11 protein-coding genes are annotated in these 21,687 nt (G+C 40.6%); 6 read left to right on the top strand and 5 right to left on the bottom strand.

Annotated features, from left to right (window positions below; genetic code table 11):
* Nucleotides 1-40 precede the first annotated feature (40 nt).
* Nucleotides 41-1,510 (bottom strand): ABC transporter ATP-binding protein, encoded by a 1,470-nt coding sequence (locus tag NOS7524_RS08175; RefSeq protein ID WP_015138016.1) that lies wholly within the window; start codon nt 1,508-1,510, stop codon nt 41-43.
* Complete coding sequence (locus NOS7524_RS08170; protein WP_015138015.1) at nt 1,511-2,566, bottom strand: BMP family protein; 1,056 nt, start codon at nt 2,564-2,566, stop codon at nt 1,511-1,513.
* Between the two features lie 166 nt (nt 2,567-2,732).
* Here NOS7524_RS08170 and NOS7524_RS08165 point away from each other — a divergent pair, with 166 nt between their 5' ends.
* A complete protein-coding gene (locus tag NOS7524_RS08165; RefSeq protein WP_015138014.1) occupies nt 2,733-3,191 on the top strand; it encodes a DoxX family protein in 459 nt (152 codons plus the stop codon).
* A gap of 42 nt (nt 3,192-3,233) precedes the next feature.
* Nucleotides 3,234-3,728, top strand: coding sequence for an ureidoglycolate lyase (locus tag NOS7524_RS08160; protein WP_015138013.1), 495 nt, complete (start codon nt 3,234-3,236; stop codon nt 3,726-3,728).
* A 123-nt stretch (nt 3,729-3,851) separates the two neighbouring features.
* On the opposite strand, the gene NOS7524_RS08155 is transcribed toward NOS7524_RS08160, so the two are convergent.
* Complete coding sequence (locus tag NOS7524_RS08155; RefSeq protein ID WP_235622409.1) at nt 3,852-4,430, bottom strand: nucleotidyltransferase family protein; 579 nt, start codon at nt 4,428-4,430, stop codon at nt 3,852-3,854.
* A gap of 404 nt (nt 4,431-4,834) precedes the next feature.
* Here NOS7524_RS08155 and NOS7524_RS08150 point away from each other — a divergent pair, with 404 nt between their 5' ends.
* The 3 genes from NOS7524_RS08150 (at nt 4,835) to NOS7524_RS30920 (ending at nt 5,521) form a co-directional block, all read left to right on the top strand.
* On the top strand, nt 4,835-5,074 hold the full coding sequence (locus tag NOS7524_RS08150) for a type II toxin-antitoxin system HicB family antitoxin (RefSeq protein WP_015138011.1): 240 nt from the start codon (nt 4,835-4,837) through the stop codon (nt 5,072-5,074).
* The gene (locus NOS7524_RS08145) at nt 5,071-5,301 is read left to right on the top strand and encodes a type II toxin-antitoxin system HicA family toxin (RefSeq protein ID WP_015138010.1); all 231 of its coding nucleotides are present in this window, start codon (nt 5,071-5,073) and stop codon (nt 5,299-5,301) included. Before NOS7524_RS08150 ends, NOS7524_RS08145 begins: the two co-directional genes overlap by 4 nt.
* 91 nt (nt 5,302-5,392) lie before the next feature.
* Nucleotides 5,393-5,521, top strand: coding sequence for a hypothetical protein (locus NOS7524_RS30920; protein ID WP_268741988.1), 129 nt, complete (start codon nt 5,393-5,395; stop codon nt 5,519-5,521).
* Nucleotides 5,522-5,668: 147 nt separating this feature from the next.
* Here the strand turns inward: NOS7524_RS30920 and NOS7524_RS08140 are convergent, their stop codons facing one another.
* Nucleotides 5,669-19,018: a putative Ig domain-containing protein gene (locus NOS7524_RS08140; RefSeq protein WP_015138009.1), complete on the bottom strand. Its 13,350-nt coding sequence runs from the start codon at nt 19,016-19,018 to the stop codon at nt 5,669-5,671.
* Nucleotides 19,019-19,445: 427 nt separating this feature from the next.
* Nucleotides 19,446-20,402 carry an XdhC family protein gene (locus tag NOS7524_RS08135; RefSeq protein WP_015138008.1) on the bottom strand — a complete coding sequence of 319 codons (957 nt, stop codon included), beginning with the start codon at nt 20,400-20,402 and terminating at the stop codon, nt 19,446-19,448.
* Nucleotides 20,403-20,742: 340 nt separating this feature from the next.
* On the opposite strand from NOS7524_RS08135, the gene NOS7524_RS08125 reads away from it, so the two are divergent.
* Nucleotides 20,743-21,546, top strand: coding sequence for an SDR family NAD(P)-dependent oxidoreductase (locus tag NOS7524_RS08125; protein ID WP_015138007.1), 804 nt, complete (start codon nt 20,743-20,745; stop codon nt 21,544-21,546).
* The last annotated feature ends 141 nt before the right edge of the window (nt 21,547-21,687 follow it).

Below are 21,687 nucleotides of genomic sequence, written 5' to 3'. Positions count from 1 at the left end.
TCAAAAAATGAGTATTGAGCAATATCTGGAATGGGAACCTTTACCGACAAATTTTCGCTCCCCCAGCCATTAATAAACCAATCTCCTCAACTGTGACTGTGTGTGCATCTAATATCGCCACAAATTCACCTTTGTAGATTACCGCAATGCGATCGCTCATGGTGATGACTTCTTCTAACTCAGTAGAAATATACAATATTGCCGCACCGCGATTGTGTTCTGTTAACAATCGCGCCTGAACTGCGGCTGTTGCCCCCACATCTAACCCCCGCGTGGGTTGCATTGCCACAATTAAATCTGGTTCTCCTGCCAGTTCTCGCGCCAACACTACCTTCTGCTGATTGCCTCCCGAAAGCTGACTTACCTGAATATCTTCCCCAGTCGCCCGGATATCAAATGTTTGCATGGCATTTGTGGCATGATGTTTGATTGCTGCTGGTTGCAATAACCAACGACGACAAAAGGGCAAGTTTTTAAAGGCTTTTAAAATTAAGTTTTGGGCAATACTAAACTGCAACACCAAACCCATCTTTTGCCTATCTTCTGGTATGTAACCTATCCTCTTCATTGCTGGTAGTTCAATTTTCCCCGCTTTTATCTTTCTTAAACCCGTTATTGCGTCAGCCAATTCCCGTTGTCCATTTCCATCCACACCCGCAATCCCCAAAATTTCCCCCGCGTGTAGTTGAAAAGACACATCACGCACAACCATCACACCTCTATCATCTGCAACTTGCAAACTCTGCACCGACAATATCACCTCTCCCGGCGATGGTGGGGATTTATCAACTTGTAAAGCAATTTCATGCCCTACCATTAATGTTGCTAGCTGCTGCGGTGTGGCGGCTTGGGTATTTGTATTTGCTATTACCTTACCCCGTCGTAATACTGTTACTGTATCGCAGAGATGAATTACTTCTTCCAACTTATGACTGATAAAAATAATCGTGTTTCCAGCAGCAGCTAATTGCCGCAAGATATAAATTAATGATTCTACTTCCGGTGGTGTGAGAACTGCGGTTGGTTCATCGAGAATTAATAGTTGCGCTTGACGATAAAGAACTTTGAGAATTTCTACTCTTTGTTGTGTCCCGACTGGTAAATCTGCAACTTTGGCATGGGGGTTAACTTCTAGTCCATATGCTTGGGATAAGGCGGCAATTTCCTGCTGTTTTTGGCGCAGATTTAAACGCCAACTATTTTCTGTACCTAAAATAATATTTTCAGTGACTGTTAACTGGGGTATGAGCATGAAATGTTGGTGAATCATGCCAATTCCCAGTTGAATTGCCTCATTAGGTGAAGTAATTTTAACTGGTGTATCTTGCAGATAAATTTTGCCAGCATCAGGTTGATATAGACCACTAATAATATTCATTAAAGTGGTCTTACCTGCACCATTTTCACCTAAAATTGCATGAATTTTACCAGTATCAACATTGAGGCTAATATTATCGTTAGCGACAAATGAACCGAAGCGTTTGGTAATATTTTCTAAACGTAAATACATTTAGGCTGCTGCTTTTTTCACACAACGAGTATTTTTACCATTGTCTTGGCAATTTTCAAAGGTAATTTTTTGATCAATAATTTCTTGTTTTACTTTCAGCGCATTTTGTTGAACTGGTGCGGTGACTCCTGCCCCAAATTTGCCTAAACTCAATATATCTGGTCTTTCTAAACCAATTGTATAAATTTCTCCCTTAATTTGTTGTTTTTGGGCTAATTCTGCTAAATAGGCAATTGCTATATCCAGACGTTTTACGGCACTGGTTAACACTGCTTTGGGGGCAACATCTAACTGATCCTTAGTATTACCAAAAGCATAAATTCCTTTGTCGCTGGCTGTTTGTAAAACTGCGGGGGAGGCACTATCTAACCATTGATAAATCACATCTGCACCAGCAGAAATTAAGGCAAGTGTGGCTTCTTTGGCTTTAGCAACATCATTCCAATCACCCGTGAAGGTAGAAACAATTTGAATGTTGGGTTTAACGGATTTTGCGCCTAATTCAAATCCCCGTAATTCGTCTTGAGTTGCAGGAAATTCTTGCCCAGCAATATAAGCTAATTTATTTGATTTGCTGACAGCAGCACCAATCATGCCACACAAATAACTACCTTGAAGATGATCTATTCTTAAAGAGGCGATATTTTCACCTTTGAGATTGCCATTCACACCTACAAAAAAAGTATTGGGAAACTGTGGGGCGACTTGTTCGATAGCTGCATCAAATTGTCCACCGTGGGCGAATACGAGATTATAACCTTTGCGGGCAAAGTCTGTTAAGGCTTCTGTTTGATCAGCTTGGGCGACTTGTTCGACATAGGCGATTTCTGCACCTAGCTTTTGTTTAGCTAAGTTCACCCCTTCATAACCAGACTGATTCCAGGCTTGATCACTGATGACTCCAGGGAGTGCGATCGCTATTTTAAACCCTTGGCTGCCACTAGCAGCTGTTGGTGTTGGCGTTTGGTTGCTACTGCAAGCTTTCAATAGCCAGCTGGTAGCCAAGGTAGCTGAACCATACCAGACAAATTGACGGCGGCTAAAATTTAACGTCATATACTAACCTAAAAATTGATAGTCATTTTATTTACTCAATTACTTTAAGGTCGTAAGTGAAATTTGGGAAGATATTCGTTGATTTTCTGACTGTTGACTGAAGACAGATTAACCTCCATTAGTCACACTACAACAGTATAGGTAAATACAGAATCTAGGGAAATCAATGAACAAGCACAAAGAACTCTTACGGGTGATTTTGGCTGTATCTCTGATCATAGTTGGAATTACACATTTTGCAGTCCCAGCACCATACGTCAAAATTGTGCCGCCGCAACTTCCCTATCCGTTAGGCTTAGTTTATCTGAGTGGCTTTTATGAAATTTTAGGTGGGATTGGATTGTTAGTTCCGCCTGTCAGTCAAGCTGCGGCTTGGGGTGTAATTTTGTTATTTATTGCGGTTTTCCCTGCTAATATCAATCAGGCAGTCAATCATATTAAGATTGAAAATATACCCTATTCAGATTCAACTTTGTTTCAAGTGATTCGGCTGCCTTTACAAGCTGTTTTAATTGCTTGGGCTTGGTGGTATACGCAACCTAGTGATCGGGACAAGCAGGCTTCTCTAATTCCTAAGTCGCTCATTCCTCGTGAGTTGGAATGGTATGCTGATGTTGATGAATGAGAGTAGGATTTACTCACGCACAGATGGAGATAGAGGGGTTTTATGAATACATCACAAATGGTGCAGCAATTACAGGCGGAATGGATAACATCGGCAAATTTTTGGCGTTATGGACAGGTGATTTTTGCAAGTGCGGATGGTAAAGCTTTTGATGCGGAAGATGCACAATTAAATTTAGAAAATGGTACGCCACGCTTTTATATTATGCGGTTAAATAAGCGTGGGCGAAAGTTTCATAAAATTACTCGCCATCTGCAATGTACGCAATGTTTGGGTTCTTTAGAAGGGAAGGATTGGTTAATTGCGGTGTGTCCTGCTTACAATGATTTGGATACACCAGTGTTAGAGGAAATGGCTGCTTTTCGTATTCCGGGAAATTGTTTTATTAAGTTACATGAGGGTACTTGGCACGCTGGGCCGTATTTTGAGCATGATGTTGTAGATTTTTATAATTTAGAATTGGCTGATACTAATGTAGTAGATCATTTCACCCATGATTTTCTCAAGAATCAACAATTAGAATTTGAGATGGTTTAAATATCAAATATAAAAATTACCATCTCAAGCTCTTGCTTTCTGTGTCTCTGCGTGAAACCAATTCATCTTTCCAGTTAGCAACATCAAATTTGACAATTTCATCTAAGCCAGTGCTTTATTGTTTTAATTGAAAAGTTGGGCTTGATATACATCTGGTGTGTTAATATCAAGCAATACAGCCGGATGATCAAATTCAACTTTGTGAATGACGCTGTAAAATTCTTGGATAATGTGACGTAAACCTAGGGTTGCTTCTTGGATATTTGTTAAGTGCGATCGCATCCTATTTCCAAACAACAATGGATGCCCCATTTTTCCTTGATAGGTAGGTGCAGTAATCAAGGCAGAATTATCTTGATGTGTTTGTACTAACCTCTGATAAATGTCTGATTCTCTGGGTTGATCAACTGCGGAAATTGCTAAAATTTCCAAGTCTGGCGGAATATGTTCTAAGCCTGTGAGAATAGAAGTTGTTTTCCCAGCATGGCTATGAGGATTAATTACAGTTAAACTACCGACAAGACAATCTTTTTGTCTGTCAGCATTATGTAAACCTAACACTACAACAGGCGTAAAACCTATACTTAACCATTGTTCTATTTGATAAGTTAATAAGGTTTTACCACCCCAAGGTAGTGAAGTTTTACAAGTACCCATACGAGTAGATTTACCCGCCGCTAAAATCAGAGCAAAGTTTGACAATTTTCGTTTAATGCTGAGATGTAATTTTGGGTTTAATTCAGTCCTATAATAATGCCTAACCTGTACCTTATCGTTGGTGCAAAGGGTTCTGGTAAAACTACCGCCGCTATGCAAATCCTTCCCTACTTCCTATTTTAAATGGTGAGTTACATTTCATTAATTAAGGCAACCTACAAGCGATCGCCTACGGCGGGGCGGAGCATCGTCGCACCAACCACAGATAAAATTCAATATCAAAGTGCGTTACAGTGATAGTTTTTTGAACAGAGGCGATACTTACGGTAAGCTACCGCTAACGCACTCGTGTTTTGCATCCATAATAATCGCTATAATCACCAGGATAGATATGATAATAGAGAAGGTTTAACCTCAAAATTAGTAGCTGTCAAAAAAGGTGAAGATATATGGAAAACAGCAGTAAGAAACTTTACAATTATACGGTTCTTCTGGAAAAAGAACAAGATGGTGGCTATCACGCTTTTTGTCCTGTTCTCAAGGGCTGTCACTCTCAAGGCGATACTTTTGAAGAAGCTGTTGAGAATATTACAGAAGCTATTGAATTATATCTTGAAAGTTTAATGGCTGATCATCAACCTATCCCTAAAGAAGATTTAATTGTTAAGCCATTAACCATTATAGTATGAGTAATTTTCCTAGTATAAAAGCTAAAGATTTTATTAAAGTAATTGAAGAATTAGGTTTTTATCTTGATCGCCAAAAGGGTAGTCATGCCATTTACAAGAATGTCCAGGGGAATCGAGTTGTCGTTCCTATTCATTCTGGAAAAGACCTAAAACAAGGTACTTTCATGGGAATGATTCAAGACATTGGTATTGATAAAGAAACATTTTTCGAGTTGTTACAAAAATAATATGTAACAGGTAATTTAAGTATAGAACTCATCATCTAGATTGCTCCTATTTTTCATAAATACACAATGGCGATCGCTTTCAGATTGAACTTTGCGATCACAATTCAAATTTTCTCTATTTCAAGTAGCGATCGCACTATCTTCAGCAACCAAAACACGATCGCTACACCGAAAAAAAACAGAAATCGCACTCTCCCCAGAAGCTAAAAAGCGATCGTAATTCAAGTTGATTCACCCTCAAACCGCGATCGCTCTCATTCTCCACAAGCTGATCATGGCGATCGCCTACGGTAAGCTAACACTAACGCTCTTTCTAAATGCGTGTAGAATAGGTTAGCAATCGCACTTAAAAGCCTAAGTAATTATACTAACAAATTCCTCGACGAATTTTATCAAAAACATTATCGATCATCTTTACAGCTTTTTTGAAGTCTTCAGGTCTTCCTCCTACAGGATTAACTTGATTGAGAGTATCTTGCCCAAGTCCACGATAGAAAAGAATAATTGCTTGTTCAACTATCTCTCTATCTCTTTTGCTAACGGCTTTGGGGAACTCAACTCTAACTAGTTCAACAACTTCTCCGGCCTTCTTGGCAATTCTATTGACACTTCGTTGAGATCGCTTATTTACAGTTTTGCTCTGACCAACGTAAGGAAGAACCTCTGTCAAAATGATGTATACACCTGTCTCTGCGACATTTGTCAGAACTTGACCACCAAGACATCTTATAGCTGAAGCAAGTAAAGGCGCTCTTTTATTAAGAGCTGAATATTCTATAGCAGCAATGAATCCAGATGGATCTACAAAATTAACAGGGTTATTACCAGTATAAAGATAATCATGCAATGTCACGGATTGATCTAAATACCCCTGAAATGGATCAGTCGAAACAAATCGCCCCGTTGCAGGATCATAATACCTTGCTCGTAAATAATACCCATCTACAGACTCATCAAACTGCTCCCCTGCAAACAGATAATTATTATCAGCATCCCCTTCTTTACGAGTTAAATTACCGTAGGCATCATAATCATATTCAGCCAATATAGCTCCATCATTATCGGTTAATAGGCGGGTACTACCTAATCCATCCATTTGGTAATAGATTCTTCCATCTGCATCTGCTTGAGAAATTAAATCCCATCCATGCACATAAGAAGTGTTAACCGTACCATTAGCTTGATATTCTTCAATTACTTGGGCATATTGCTGTTGATTTGTATCAATTAAAAATCGCGTTTCTTCGCCATCAATATTAATTGCTACTCGAATACCTTGATAATCGTATTCAAATTCAGTGCGTCCTGTGGCACCATTTTCTGTAACTTCAACAGCTACTAATTCACCCTTGGCATTCCATTCATATTCTGCTAAAGTTTCCCCATTTTCTACCTTAGCTGTGAGATTACCTCTAGCATCATATTGATATTGAGTTACTTTACCGCCTAGAATTTCCTCTAGCAATCGGTCATTGGCATCATAAGTATAAGTTGTTGTTCCTTCTACTGAGTCAATACGTTGTAAACGGTTACCAACAGAGTCGAATTTGTATTCAACCGTTTTATTCCCAGCAACAATATCTGTAATTTTCTCTTGGGTGAGACGGTAAAGGTCATCATAATTGTATTCAACAATACGCCCATTGTGTTCCTCAACCTTGATACGATTACCCATTGCATCAAGAGTGTAGGTATAACTGGAAAGAATATCTGTTGAATTACGATTTTCTACATAAGTTGGGCGATTTAAAAGGTCGTATTGTTGATTTTCTGTAATTCTGTTGGGGAATTCTGTCTTAATTAAGTTGCTTACTGCATCGTAAGTGTAACGGGTGATGCCACTATCAGGATCAATAACTGTATTAATGCGATTTAGTGGATCATAGGTATACCTGGTTGTCCCTGAAGGTACGGCGAGGGTGAGAATATTACCTGCTAAATCATAGGTGTAGCTAATTGTGCGGCCATCTGGTTCAGTGCGGAATAACAGGCGATCGCGTTCATCATACCCGAAACTTGTCACCCCTCGATTATCGCTAACAGTGGCTAACTCTCCTGTGAGGGTATAAGTAAAGGTTTCTGTAGGTGTACCATCAGAGAAGGATTTTGTAATCAGGCGATCGCGCTCATCATAACCGAAAGTGCTATCCACTCCGTTAAAATCAGTCATGATGACTAGATTGCCGACTTTATCGTAGTTCATTTCACTGCGCTGACCCAAAGGCAGAATCATGGCAGTGCGACGGCGTAAACTATCGTATTCAAACCGGGTAATGTTTCCGTTAGCGTCTTTCTGTTCGACTAAGTTACCTACGGCATCATATTTATACTCAGTACGTTGATCTAAAGCATCTACAACCGCCGTGAGCTGTCCCAATGGATCATATTCGTAACTGGTGGTATTTCCTGCCAGATCAGTTTGAGCAATGACTCGTCCTAATGAGTCGTAAGTCATTGTCATTACCGCACTATTGGCATAAGTGGTGCTAATCAGTCGATCTAAGCCATCATAAGCATAATTCGTCCTTCTTCCTAACTCATCTGTCATAGAAATCATTCGCCCACTGGCATCATAAGCATAAGTGGTGAATTCATTCAGGGCATTAGTTAAGTTAATTAGACGATCTGCTTGATCATATCTGTACTCAGTGCGGTTGCCTAATTCATCAATTTCGGCAATCATACGTCCTGCTTTGTCGTATTCCGTCTTAATCCTGGGATTATCGCTTAAATCCTCTGGAGTGCTATCAGGATAGATAATCTCAATTTGTCGCCCTAATGCGTCATAAATATAGTGAGTTTTACGTCCTAATTCATCAACGCTGGTAATTAAGCGGTCTAAAGCATCGTATTCATTTTGAATTTTCGGATTATCACTCAAATCATCAGGCGTTGCATCGGGATAGATGATTGCTACTAATAATCCCCGCTCATTGTAACGGTATTCTGTTCGTCGCCCCAAGGCATCAATTTCAGCGATTTTCTCACCGGCGGCGTTGTATTCTGTACGAGTAATACCCCTAGTTCCACAACCACAAGCGTTTCCTTCGGGGTCTGTTTGTTCAATTAAGCGTCCTTGAGCATCATAAATGTAGTTAGTAATTGCCCCTAATGCGTCAATAACGCTGGTTACTCTTCCATTGCGATCATAAGTAAATTGGAATTTTGCTCCGGTGGGATCGACTAATTCAGTGAGATTACCATAAACATCGTAGCCAAAGGTACTGGTTTGACTGTTAGCGTCAACCACCTCAGTCAACAAACCGTATAAACCATATTTATAAGTGGTAAAATTGCTTAACGCATCTCGACGACTGGTGAGATTTCCATTAGCGTCATAGGTGTAGGTGGTGATGTTACCTAGCGCGTCAGTTTCGGTCAGGATGTCATTACGAGCATTGTAGGTATAGCGTTTGGTGTTACCTTCTCCATCAGTTTCGGTCAGTATATTACCGCGACTGTCGTAAGTATAAGTATTGGTATTGCCTTCAGGGTCAGTTACAGTTAGGAGGTTATTATTGTTGTCGTAAGTTCTTGTTGTTACTCCATTGAGGGCATCGATTTCGCTGACGACATTACCACGAGCATCAAAGACAAAGGTAGTGGAATTACCAAAGGGATCTTTAATGGTTTGGCGTGATGCAGCCGAATCATAGTTAATATCAATGGCATTACCATCAGCATCAAATATCCGGCTAATTTGTCCCCTGTTGTCGTATTCTGTGCGGACAGCATTTCTATTTAACGGGTCAATGATTTCAGTTAAATAATGGGGGCGATCGCCTTCATATTTAAAGGTAGTTTCGTTATTGGTGCGGTCAGTAAATCCAGTTAAATTGCCTTGGACATCATAAGTGTAGATGAGGGAGTTACCATCAGGATCAATGATTTCCGTAATCCGTCCTTGGGTATCTCGCTCAAAGGTGATTGATTGCCCAGTGGAACTGAAGATTCCCGCATCAGTGTAAGTGAGGGTGTTATCATTGCGGTCTTTTATTGTCTGTAATCCCTGATATTGGTCATAAGTGTACTTTGTCCCATCCTTGGTAGTGAGGATATATTCACTAGGATTGTAGGTAAAGCCAGAAAATATGTAGAGACCGACTGAACCATCACTTCTGACACTGAGGGGGAAATCTGGAACTTCTAAGGTTTCATAAACTCCTGGATCTGGTCGGAAATAAGGTGCATATCTTGCGCCAAAGAAGAATCCGACAAAATCTACCACAGGCTCAAAAGTAAAGCCAACTCTGCGCCCGTCTGGGGTAGTTAAGCTAACACGAGTCCCGACTGTAAAGGAGTTACCACCAAAGAAATTATCTAAAGTCAAATCCCGTCCATCTGGGGAAGCTTCGACAATTTGGGCATCTTGCATTCCTAAATTCCACCCATAGCCAAAGTCACCGAGGAAACCAGTATCAAGACTGCTATAGTTGCGAGTAATTTCAATGGGAATGCCGGTCAGGGGTACAGATAAATCGGTAAAGCCTAAGCTAAATTCACCGGGTTTTGTCTGGGTGTTAATGCCTAATATTACCCCTTGCACGTTAATATTACCGCTATAGTCTTGGGCATAGACCCTCAAATAATAAGTATCATTGCGGTATAAACTGGGGTCAATTTGAGCCAATACACCATCACTAATATCACCCTTACCCTGAGCAATAGTGATGTAATCTGGGTCATTAGCGGCGAGATTACGCAGATTGATCAAGTTAATGGGTGCAAGCTCAACCCGATAAAATTCTAAGTTGGGATCATTAATGGTTCCCACAATATTCGTCAGGTTGGTGATGACCGAGTTAAGGGGGTCAAATCCACTCAGGTCTAATTCCACTGTTGGGGCTTCTTGATCATTAGGATCGACTACCCTGATGATATTTGTTTTGGTGGTGGTATTTCCTACTACATCAGTTGCAGTTGCTATCACTTCAAATAATCCGGCGCGATCTGGGGTAAAGGAAGCGGTGTAGATTTCCCCTGGTTGAATATTTTCTAAATTTAAAGTTAAGGAAGTGCCATTAACTGATAAATCAAGGTTTGCTAGTCCCGTACTATCAAATCCCTGAATTTGTAAGCTAAGAGTATCTCCTAGGTTAATAACGTTACTGTTAAATCCTAGATTGACTTGTGGGAGTGCTGTATCAGTTCCACCATTACCATTACCACCGTCACCTGTACCGCCGTCATCAATGGCACCGGGTGTGCCTATATTTAAGAAGAACGATTGTTGCGATCGCTCACCTTCTGCATCGGTAGCAAATACTGTAATGGGGAACTGTCCCACTTGTTCTGTTGTTGGTAGCCATTGAATTAATCCTGTTTCTGGGTCAATAGTTATACCATCAGGACTACCAGGACGCAAACTGTAAGTAATAGTTGTTCCTTCAGGATCAATGGCATTTACATCATATTCATAGAGTTGATTAGGATTCCCCAGTCGAACAGGATTAGAACTAAAGATTGGTTTTTGGTTCTCGTTAACTGCAATTACAAAGCTTTGAGTATCTGAACCACCCCGACTATCGACCACCTTGACAGTAATTGTCTGCTCACCGATTTGATCTTTGGTAGGATTCCAGGTAAGTAAACCTGTGTCGAGAGCAACACTTACCCCTTCTGGTGCTTCTGCTAAGAAGAAAGTTAGCGGATCATTTTCTGCATCAGTGGCGGTGACTTGGTAAGTGAGATTTTGCCCAATTCTGATGGTTTCAGGTGCAGTTGAGGTAATTATGGGTGCTGTATTCTCTCCGCCAGCTGCAACGACTTGAACTTGATAGCTTTGAATTGTTTGCGCTCTGCGATCGTCTGTCACAGCAACTTCAAACTGGTATAAACCCGTAGTCGGAGGTGTCCAATCAATCCGTCCTGTTGTAGCATTTATTGTGGCTCCGGTGGGTGCATTCACCAGACTATAGGTAATAGGGTCTCCATCTGGGTCGATGGCTTGAGCAAGGTAAAAGTAATTCTGATTAATTGAAACAGGAATTGAACCTAGAACAAACCCCGTTTCCGGTCGCACAAAGAAAATTTCAAAACTCCGAGCTAGTCCATCTCCAGTGATCTGAGTGTCAAAATTAACTGTACTACCAGGATTTACTCCAAAAATGGGGCCAGTTAGGTTTTCGACATTCAAATTAGGGTCAGTGACTAACAGAGTAATTGCTAATTGTTCATTAATATCTTGTGCTTTTCTGTTGACAAAAGCTTGAGTAAAGGAAACAGCATTATCACCACCTTCTCTTAGCTGATTCAAATCCCATGCTACACCATCATTTGCCCAAACTAAATCGATATAGTCTTCTTTGACATCGAAATTACTACCAAGAAATACTGGTGGTGCAAAAGAAAATTTGCCTCCATTGGTGGTAATAAAACCGCCTGAACCATCAGGAATATAAGATAATCTATTAGCATCAACCCCTAAAGGATTATTACCTAATTCGTCAATAAATATAGCATTGACAACTGCATCTAAAAGAATATCTTTGTTAATTAGTTGAGCTAAAATATTCTCCAAGTTTAGACTATTATTAACAATAGCCCGGTCTTCATCAGTGACCAAAATTATATTAGCAATTGCGTCTTCACGAAAAGGTAATTGCAGAGCAGCATTAATTCCCAAATAACCATCTTCTGTTCCCCCTTGAGAGATACTCAATGAATTTGTGGCATTGGATAGTTGAGCAGCAGTGCCAAAAATTCCCTCATTAGGTTTAATAATAAGTTTTTGTCCACTCATCCCTGCAAACTGAAAGACTTGTGACTCACTAGGAAGCACAATTTTCCCAGTCAAGTCATTTGGTACAGTCAGATTTGGTATAATCTCTAAAACTTGGAAGCTATAGTCACCAGTTATGTCTCCTGGATTTCTGACTCCACTGTTAATCACCAAGGAATAAGTACCTGATTCAAAGAGAGTGAAGGGAGTTGCATTATCCCTATCAACCCTCAAACGATCAAAGATGCGAGTACCTGAAGGACTCACCAGTGCCACTTCAATAGCTGATGCGGTTGATTCTAAGCCATCAAACCAAATTTGTTGACCGGCTACCCCAGTAAATTGGTAAATGTCCGTCTCCCCTGGTTGACTTAAATCCCCTGTAATTACTTCGCCATAATTAATCGCCACTGTTGCCCTTTGGTGTGTGACAATTTCCAAGCTGAAGTTAACTGGATTAGCACTATTACTATTTAGTAACAGTGTATAAGTGCCATCACCAGGGAGTACCGCAGAGAAATCTTGCGGGAAGGAACGATTACCAAGGTCGGCATTACCAGATCCTAAAAGTGTCCATGAAACAGAGTTAGTACCTGTTAAAGCATTAAAGAACAGTTCTTGTCCGGCATTTCCGATGAACTGATAAACATCTGTTGCTAAACCAGAAATTGTCCCGTTAACTAAATTATTTAAGTCAATGGTAGTTGTTGCTGTGTCCAGGTCGAGCAGTCGGAAACTGTAGTTGTCTGTGCGCTCGCCTGCGGTAATGATCAGAGAATATTCACCGGATTCGGTTAAAATTAGAGGATTGGAATTGCGATCGCTCCGGGTATTACCCAATACTTGCACACCAGTAGGACTAACCAAGCGGGCATTAGCATTTAAAGTTGTAGAACCCAGTCCATCAAATAGAATCCGTTGCCCAGCATTAGCATTAAATCGATAAATGTCTTGTTGACCGACTTTGGTTAATGAGCCAGAGATGGTTTCCCCGATAGTTAATGTTGATTCTGGAATTTCTACATTTACTACCTGCACACTAAAGTTAAAAGCATTAGCACTCGTACCATCAAACATCACAATATAAGTGCCATCTGCGGGAAGTGTAGCGGTGAAGTTATTAGTTATACTACTTTCACCTAGTTGGATATGCTCTGGACTATACAATCGCCAGCTACCCGAACCACCCGTTGCAGAAATGCCATCGAAAAATAGCTGTTGCCCTGCTGTCCCTGTGAATTTATAGATATCTCTACCCCGACCGATACTAAGGCTTCCATTAAAGACAGTATCTAAAGGCAATGGTGTTGCATCATCTATGTTCAGAATACGGAAACTGTAATCTCCTAACGCCCCAATTGTGGTGACGGCAACAGAGTAAGTTCCCGATTCTGGTAATATTAATAGCCGAGCAAAATCATTAGTTAATTGCTGATTAGATAAAAGTAGACTGCCATCTGGGGCTACTAATCGAGCGCGTAGATTGTTGGAAGATGCTGTCAATCCATCAAAGACAATACGAGTGCCAGCAGGTGCATCAAAAGTGAAGATATCTTCTTGATTTGAAGCAGTTAAAGTCCCTGTACGAATACTACCAAAGCCACTGGGAGTAATAATACTGGTGGGGGTGCTGATATCTGTAACGTTAAAGGTGTAACTGATGGGATTGTTACTGCTGCCTTCAATTAATAAGGTATAAGTCCCATCAGTGGGTAAGACGGCAGTGAAATCATCTAAGCGGGTATTTCTGGCTATAAATTCGTTAGCAGTGGGGCCATAAAGACTCCAATTACCACCAAAGGAGTTACTCACGGCAATCATGTCAAACAGCAGTTTTTGACCTGCCATGCCTTCAAAGGTATAAAGTTCTGTTGCCAATCCTGGAGTGATGGTACTGTTGACATCGACTCCCAATGTCAGAGAATTGGCATCAGCGATATCTAATAACCGGAAGCTATAATTCCCACTAACGTTATTACCATTGACAATAATGTGGTATGTCCCAGTTTCCGGGAGTGTGACTATTCCTGAATCCCTATCAGCGCGGATTGAATTGAACAGGGTTTGACCAGTTGGACTTGCCAAACGGACACTTATATTAAAGGAGTCTGAAGCCAACCCATCAAATCGAATGCGCTGTCCAGCATTCCCAGAAAAACGATAAATATCTTTTTCTTCTGTACTTCCTACAGTTCCAGATATGGTATTGCCAAGGGTAATAGTAGTTTCTTCAATGATTTGTTCAGATACTTTAAAAGTAAAGGAACCACTACTATTCCTTTCTAATAAGAGGGTATAAATTCCGTCCGTTGGTAAAGCAACAGTTAAGTTATTACTGATGGATGCTTGCGCTAATCTTGTATTATCTGGTGCGTGTAATTGCCAATTGCCGGCGACTGAGCCAGAGATAGAATCAAAAACGAGTTGTTGCCCTGCTGTTCCAGCAAAGGTGTAAAGCTGAGTTTGTAAAGCCACATCAAATGTGACATTGATTTCTGTTGATGTAGCAACTTCAGAGGTGATATCGGTGGCGTTAGTAATGAAATCCAGCACTTGGAAGCTGTAATTACCGATTTGATCTGCACCACTGATGACTAAAGAATAGATACCTGACTCTGGTAAAATCAATTGGTTGGAATTGCGATCGCTTCTAGTATTACCAAATATTTGTACCCCTGTCGGACTTACTAATTGAGCCACCATACTGGTTGAATCTGCACTCAAACCATCGAACCAAATGCGTTGTCCAGCCGTGCCTTCCAGGAAGTAAATATCTTCCTCCCCGGCTTCTCCTAGGTTTCCAGTGACAATATCTCCAATTGCTAACGTTGCTTGCTGCGTTTCTGGAGTTACTAGCCTAAAGTTGTAGTTAACTGGGTTGTTGCTGGTACTACGAAGTATCAAGGTATAGGTTCCAGTGCTGGGAACAGTCGCTGTAAAGTCTCGTAAAGAAGTATTGCTTCCTAGGAGGCGATTATCTGGGGAATAAATAGCTGCTGTAATCGATTGATTAGCGGCTGAATCAAAATAAAGTCGTTGTCCTGCTGTGGCATTAAATTGAAAGACTTCTGTAACAAGTCCAGAGGAAATCGTGCCAGTTATCTCAGTATTCAGAACAATCTCTGTAGCCGCCGAATTAAACTCTAGTAGTTGGAATCCAAAATTTCCCCCAGCATTTCCCCCAGTCACAATCAGTGAATAAGTACCCTCTGTTGACAATAAATGGGGTCCGTTGTCGTCGCTAAGACGCACATTATTAAAAATGTTATTACCATTGGGACCTACTAAACGGGCGCGAATATCATTAACAGCACTAGAATTTAAACCATCAAAGAAAATCTGAGTCCCCGCAGGTGCATCAAATGTCAAGGTTTCTTGAGCTTGAGGCGCAACAGTGCCAAAAAATGGAGTATTGAAATTAGTTAAGGCAATTTCTGTAGGATCAGTTAAAACGGCATTCAAGTTATACTCAATCGGCAACACTGATGTTCCTGTCGGATTGATAACAACTGTGTAAGTACCATCGGCTGACAAGTTAAATTTTAGTTGAGGGTTACTAATGAATGCTCCAAAGCTACCAGAAGCAACTAACTGATTACTAGGTCCATATACTGAAACCTGGGTTTGGTCTGCTAGGTTAAAAATTCGAGTTTGGTTAGTATAACCAATCAAACTATAACGATTATCTGTAATCCCCCGTGTTTGCAGTGCTGCATCCAATTCCAGCACCATGTCAGTGAGCCAATCATGCTCCTCTGCCATTGAACCAGATTCATCCACTACAAATACAATGTCTGCTTGTCCGCCAGTGGATATTCCCCCACTTGGTAGCCTTAAAGATATTGGTATTGTGGTTGTTTCTCCATTAGCAAGGCTCAAGGAAATCAGTTCCGGGTTGACATTTCCTGTAGCTGTGTTGGGAACTGCTATGGCAAAATCAGTGATGGGATCGCTAACAAAAATCGGGGCGTTATTTATGAGTCTGTCTTGAACTGTAATTGTAAAAGATTGAGTATCTTTTAAGCCTCCCGCATCACTCACTTGAATGATGACTGTGTTATCTCCTAACTGTTCATTAATGGGATTCCACAACAGAAGTCCTGTTTCCACTTCAATGGTTAAACCATCAGGTGCTGCAATCAAGGAGAAAATTAATGAATCTCCGTCAGGGTCGATGGCTGTGGGTTGATAGCTATATTCTGTGCCAATCTTGCCCTCAATAATCGGTGAGGAAGTGAACTCAGGAGGACGGTTTTCAATAAAATTAGGAATTTCTACAGTAAAAGTTTGAGTATCTGTCCGCCCACGACGATCACTGACTTCTACACTGAAGTTATAGGAAGGTTGCAAAATTCCTGAAGGTGTGAAACGAAGTATGCCATTTTCATCAATCTCCGTCCCTTGTACGATATTCAGCAGGGTATAGGTAAGCGGATCATTATCGGGGTCAATGGCGATGATTTCATAAGTGTAGGTTGTTTGGTTTGCAGTATCAAATATCGTTTCAGGGGTACTGATAATCTCTGGTGCGCCGTTAATTCCTTCCCTGGTGAAAAATTGCAGCGATCGCCCTTGATTTCCTGCTAAATCTACTGCTATGACTGTAAATGGGGCTTGACCTGCCACTGGCATGGTCACATCACTAAAGCTAAAGTTGCCTTGACTATCTGATGTAGTGATTTGTTCGGTTTCTAACAATACTACGGTTAACTCTGGCTCAGTTTGTCCTAACAGAGTGACAAATCTTTCCGTGGTAATACCATCTCCTAAAACTCCCGTATCACTTTCAGGAGCTAAAGCAAAATCTACAGGAGGGGGTGTGAGGTCAAGGATAAAGTTTACTATTGCTATGTCAGATTCTTGACCAGTGCTATTTATAGCTTTTAATTCCAGGCTGTATTCCCCATCTGGTAAAGCACCGTTACCTAAGATTTCGTACTCTGCTAAAAAGATGGTAAAACTACCATCTTCATTTAAAGCATTGCTAATATCAACAAAACCATTGCCGTTGAGATTCCCTAGTAAAGCAGTTGCACCTTGTGTTTGTCCAATGACAGTGGGGTTAAAAGTCAGGCGATCGCTGTTACTAACTCCAGTATCATTAGCAAGAGTTGCATTAATATCTGGAGGTGGAATATTTTCATTGACATTGATAATAAAGTTTTTGCTGTAAGTAAGGGAACTATCACTGGCATCTGTAGCTGTGAGGGTTAGGTTAACTGTAGTTTCGACTCCGTGATCTAAGCTGCGCTCATCTTTGAGTTTCAATAGAAGCGTCCCGTTGTCGATGACCACTTCAAAGCGATTATCATTGACAGTGACAGTGTTGTTTAAAAAAGCAGGGATTGTATCGGGGTCAATGACTGAAATTGTCCCTACTACCGCACCAACTACATTTTCCTCTACACTATCCCCATCCAGTAGAATATCCGTTGGCGCTTCATTGATATCAGCGATATTAATAGTAAATATCTGTTCAAAGAACAATCCACCCACGTCTGTTGTTTTCACCCGGATGCTATATACAGACTGGGTTTCAAAGTCTGGCGAGTCGATGATTCTTAGTTCATTATCAACGATGGTAAATGCTGTGTTATCTGTATCACCTTCCCCATTTACCAAGGTGTAAGTATGAATATCGGCGGTGTCACGGTCATCTGTGGTAAATGTGCCAATGAGATTATTATCTGGTACATTCTCAGCGATGATATTGTTACTCAGATTTAACGCTGTCGGTGGTTGGTTAACTTGCTGGGGTAATAGCTGGAATGTTTGACTAAATTCTCCTTGATTTCCTGCTAAATCTGTCGCTACTACAGTAAACAGATTACTTCCTAACTCTAGGGAAACATCACTAAAGGTAAACTGTCCTAATTCATTAGCAGTGGTACTTAATCCTGTGGTTTGTAGGGTGACAGTAATGTTTGGTTCTGTTGTTCCCACTAAGTTGACTATGGGAAATGTCGTCTGCAAATCCCCTATTGGTGGAGAATCAAAGTCTGGATCGAGTTGTAGGTTAAATATTGGTGGTGTTGTATCTAATACAAACTCTATAGTATAAACACTAGAAAGATTGCCTTTGCTATCTGCGGCTTGAAGTTTTAAGGTGTAAGCTCCATCGTTGAGTGTCCCACCATTAATTTGTGCTAGTTGTGCTGCGGTTAAGACAAATGTGCCATCTGATTGTAAGCTGTCGAGAATGTCTGCTGTGATTGGTTGAGCGTTTAACCCGGCTTGAAAACTAACTAAATCACTGGTGAAGTTGATTGTCCCGTTAATACTGGGGTCAAAGGTGAGGCGATCGCTCTCACTAATTCCGGTATCATTGATTAACCTGGCTTGGATTTGTGGTGGTTCTCCAGGATTGGGAATAAAGTGATTGGGATAGCTACTAAGTTCTTCTGGGGTGACGTTTTCTACATATATATATGGTCTGGGAGAAAGTGAACCGTGACCATCGGTATCTAAAAGGATGACTGTACCATTTGCATAGGTGTTGAATTTGATGTAACCATCAGCTATGGGGTTTAAACCTTGATATCCTACACTGCTTAATACTGTACTAAAATCAAAGGCATCTATTCTTAGTTCAAAGTCGGTGATGGTATCACCTGCATCCCTGATGCTTTGATAAACGAAGATATCACTACCCAATCCCCCTGTGATGATGTCTGCACCAAACCCGCCAATAATGCGATCGCTCAATGGTGTACCTGTTAAAACATCACGTCCACCTGTCCCAACAATTTCGTTAACCAAATTAACTGCTGGTGATGTTTCCACCAGAGGATCTACTAGCGAATGTAACCCAGAAAGATTAGTGTGAATAGGGAAATTCGGTACTAGGGTTGTAGGCGTAGGTGCCGGAATCTCTATATTTTCAGAAAGCAGTCCTCCCAGTTTTTCAGGCGACGGAAATAAAGATTGATCCAAAGGTGAATTTTGAGGAGCAAGGGAGGAGTTACCTTGGTCAAAAACGTTCAATTCGTTATACATTTGGGATTCCCACCCTAGTGTCTGGTTACATCGCTATGAGAAAGCGTCTGCACTTTTTGAGGTACTGTTTGATTGATGCTATAAATGCCTTCAATCCTGATTATTTGTCAATTTGTGGATGAACCAGAGACGTTGCCAGGTGTTACCTCACAAAGCTTCGAGTTTGAATCCACATGACAAACAACCATGTAAATCCGAAAAATTGAAGTAATCAGCTTTCCGTATTTATATGTGTACAAATAAAAATAAGTGCGAATTTACACTAAACAATAGAGATTATACTGTGTTAGCCACAAAGTATTTGCTAATTTTTTGTAAAGAGTAGGTAAATATCAGGACTTACCAAATACCACATTCGTAGGGTGCGTCAGTATAAATAATTTCTTGGTACAGCTAGGTTTTCTTGCACTGACGCACCCTACAAGATCTAATTAATGTTTTCAGATAACGATAAACCAGTACCACCGCGACGCACTTTAATTAATTCCGCACAGATACTAACTGCGATTTCTTCTGGCGTTAAAGCACCAATATCTAAACCAATGGGTGCATATATTTTGTGGAATTCACTCTGATTATCTAAAGTTTTGTAAACTGTACGGACTCGTTTTTGGCTACCAACCATCCCAATGTATTGTGCATTAATTTGACTGAGTATAGGTAATGCTTCTAAATCTTGTAAGTAACCTCTAGTGACTAAGGCAATATATAAATTAGGAATTTGTTGGATAATTTTCGGAATTTCCTGGATGGGTTTTGCTAATACCAAAGCAGCGTCAGGGAATCTTTCTTGGGTGGCGAAATCTGGGCGATCGTCTTGTACAATGATTTGAAAACCTGCTATTTTGGCAATCTTGGCTAGAAAAACAGCTATATGTCCAGCACCAATAATTAATAATGTTGGTGGTGGTAGTAATGGTTCAATTAAAATATTATTGTTTAACTGGGGTAAATCGGGAATATTATCTGTTGCTAAATAGGGTTGTTCATCTAAATTTAACGGCGTAATAATTGTCGCCGATTTCCCAGATGTTAAACTATCGATAATTTGGTTAACTAAGTTTAAGCTGTGATCACCAGACCATAACTCCAACCATACCAACATTGTGCCACCACAAACGCCTTGAATTTCGCGATGGGATGCGCCAGATAAATCAATTTCCACCAATTGTTTTGCACCAGTAGCTAATACTTGCAAGGCTGTTTGATAAACTTTGCCTTCTCCTGCACCGCCGCCAACTGTACCGTAAGTTTTGCCATCGGTACTGATGAACATTTTCGCGCCGACTTCTCTGGGTACGGAACCTGTGGTACTGGTGACAGTGGCTAAAACTACAGCACCTTGTTTTAAGGCTGCGGCTAGTTGTTGGTAGAAATCAAGCATGAATTGCTTGCCAAACTCTTTCAGGTGTCATGGGTAATTGGCGGAGTCTACAACCTGTGGCATGAGCGACGATGCTCCGCCCCGCCGTAGCCCATCGCATTCGCTATGCTAGGGGCTGTGCAATTAATAGTAATCTCATTGAAGAGAGCAGGGGGGGAGGAAGAAAATATGCTCGTGACATACTCTCCTGCTCCCCCTGCTTTCTTGTTGACAAAACTCAAGATGATCTCCCCCACCCTAGATGTTGTTATATTTACTTTACAAATTACCAAATCATTGTATTTATACGCTATAAGAAATAGATAAATTCCATACATTAAATCCAAGAGTTTCCTGTTTTATGAACGAAACAGAGCATTTAAGCAGGGGAAAGACGGCTCTGATCACGGGTGCATCTGGAGGGATTGGATATGAATTAGCGAAATTATTTGCTCATGATGGTTACAATCTTATATTAGTAGCCAGAAGTGCTGAAAAGCTATTGCAAATTGCTGAAGAATTCACAGCTAAATTTGGCATCAAAGTTGAAATTATTGTTAAGGATTTAGCAATACCCACAGCACCCACAGAGATTTTTACAAAACTACAACAAGCCGGGATCAAAGTTGATGTATTAGTAAATAATGCTGGTTTTGGCTCTTACGGATTCTTTCATGAAACTGACCTCACCAACGAACTAGAAATGCTACAGGTAAATGTGGTGGGACTCACCCATTTAACAAAGCTATTTCTCCAAGACATGGTGCAACAAGGCTCTGGCAAAATCTTAAATGTTTCCTCTGGTGCTGCCTTTCAACCAGGTCCTTTAATGGCGGTTTACTTTGCTACCAAAGCTTATGTATTATCATTTTCAGAAGCGATCGCCAATGAATTAGAAGGTACCGGTGTCACCGTCACAGCACTTTGTCCTGGGCCTACAGTCTCTGGTTTTCAGAAAAAAGCAGCAATGGAAGAATCTAAATTAGTGACTAGCCAAAAGAGTATGGATGCTGAAACTGTAGCTAAGATTGGCTATCGTGGCTTCATGTCTAACCAAAGGGTAGTTATTCCCGGTATTAAAAATAAGTTACTTGCAGAAGCCGTCAGATTTACACCCAGAAACTTGGTAGTAAAAATTTCCAGAAGTATAAATAGTAAATCATAAAAATTAACGTTTTTCTACCCAAAAAGGTGTTTATGGTGTTAATCTGTTGTCTAAAATTACCAAGGTATCAATTTTCCATTGACCACCTATGTAATTAGCTTTCTGAATTGGCTTTACTCAATCCTGAGATAAAGTAACAAA

Source organism: Nostoc sp. PCC 7524 (assembly GCF_000316645.1).
In the GTDB taxonomy this organism is placed as follows: Bacteria; Cyanobacteriota; Cyanobacteriia; order Cyanobacteriales; family Nostocaceae; genus Trichormus.
The sequence above is the reverse complement of the archived record's forward strand: the minus strand, read 5'-3'. Positions and strand labels throughout refer to the sequence as shown.

Coding starts and splice junctions, on each gene's coding strand:
- NOS7524_RS08175 (WP_015138016.1), bottom strand. CDS start 1,510: ATGTATTTACGTTTAGAAAATATTACCAAACGCTTCGGTTCATTTGTC.
- NOS7524_RS08170 (WP_015138015.1), bottom strand. CDS start 2,566: ATGACGTTAAATTTTAGCCGCCGTCAATTTGTCTGGTATGGTTCAGCT.
- NOS7524_RS08165 (WP_015138014.1), top strand. CDS start 2,733: ATGAACAAGCACAAAGAACTCTTACGGGTGATTTTGGCTGTATCTCTG.
- NOS7524_RS08160 (WP_015138013.1), top strand. CDS start 3,234: ATGAATACATCACAAATGGTGCAGCAATTACAGGCGGAATGGATAACA.
- NOS7524_RS08150 (WP_015138011.1), top strand. CDS start 4,835: ATGGAAAACAGCAGTAAGAAACTTTACAATTATACGGTTCTTCTGGAA.
- NOS7524_RS08145 (WP_015138010.1), top strand. CDS start 5,071: ATGAGTAATTTTCCTAGTATAAAAGCTAAAGATTTTATTAAAGTAATT.
- NOS7524_RS08140 (WP_015138009.1), bottom strand. CDS start 19,018: ATGTATAACGAATTGAACGTTTTTGACCAAGGTAACTCCTCCCTTGCT.
- NOS7524_RS08135 (WP_015138008.1), bottom strand. CDS start 20,402: ATGCTTGATTTCTACCAACAACTAGCCGCAGCCTTAAAACAAGGTGCT.
- NOS7524_RS08125 (WP_015138007.1), top strand. CDS start 20,743: ATGAACGAAACAGAGCATTTAAGCAGGGGAAAGACGGCTCTGATCACG.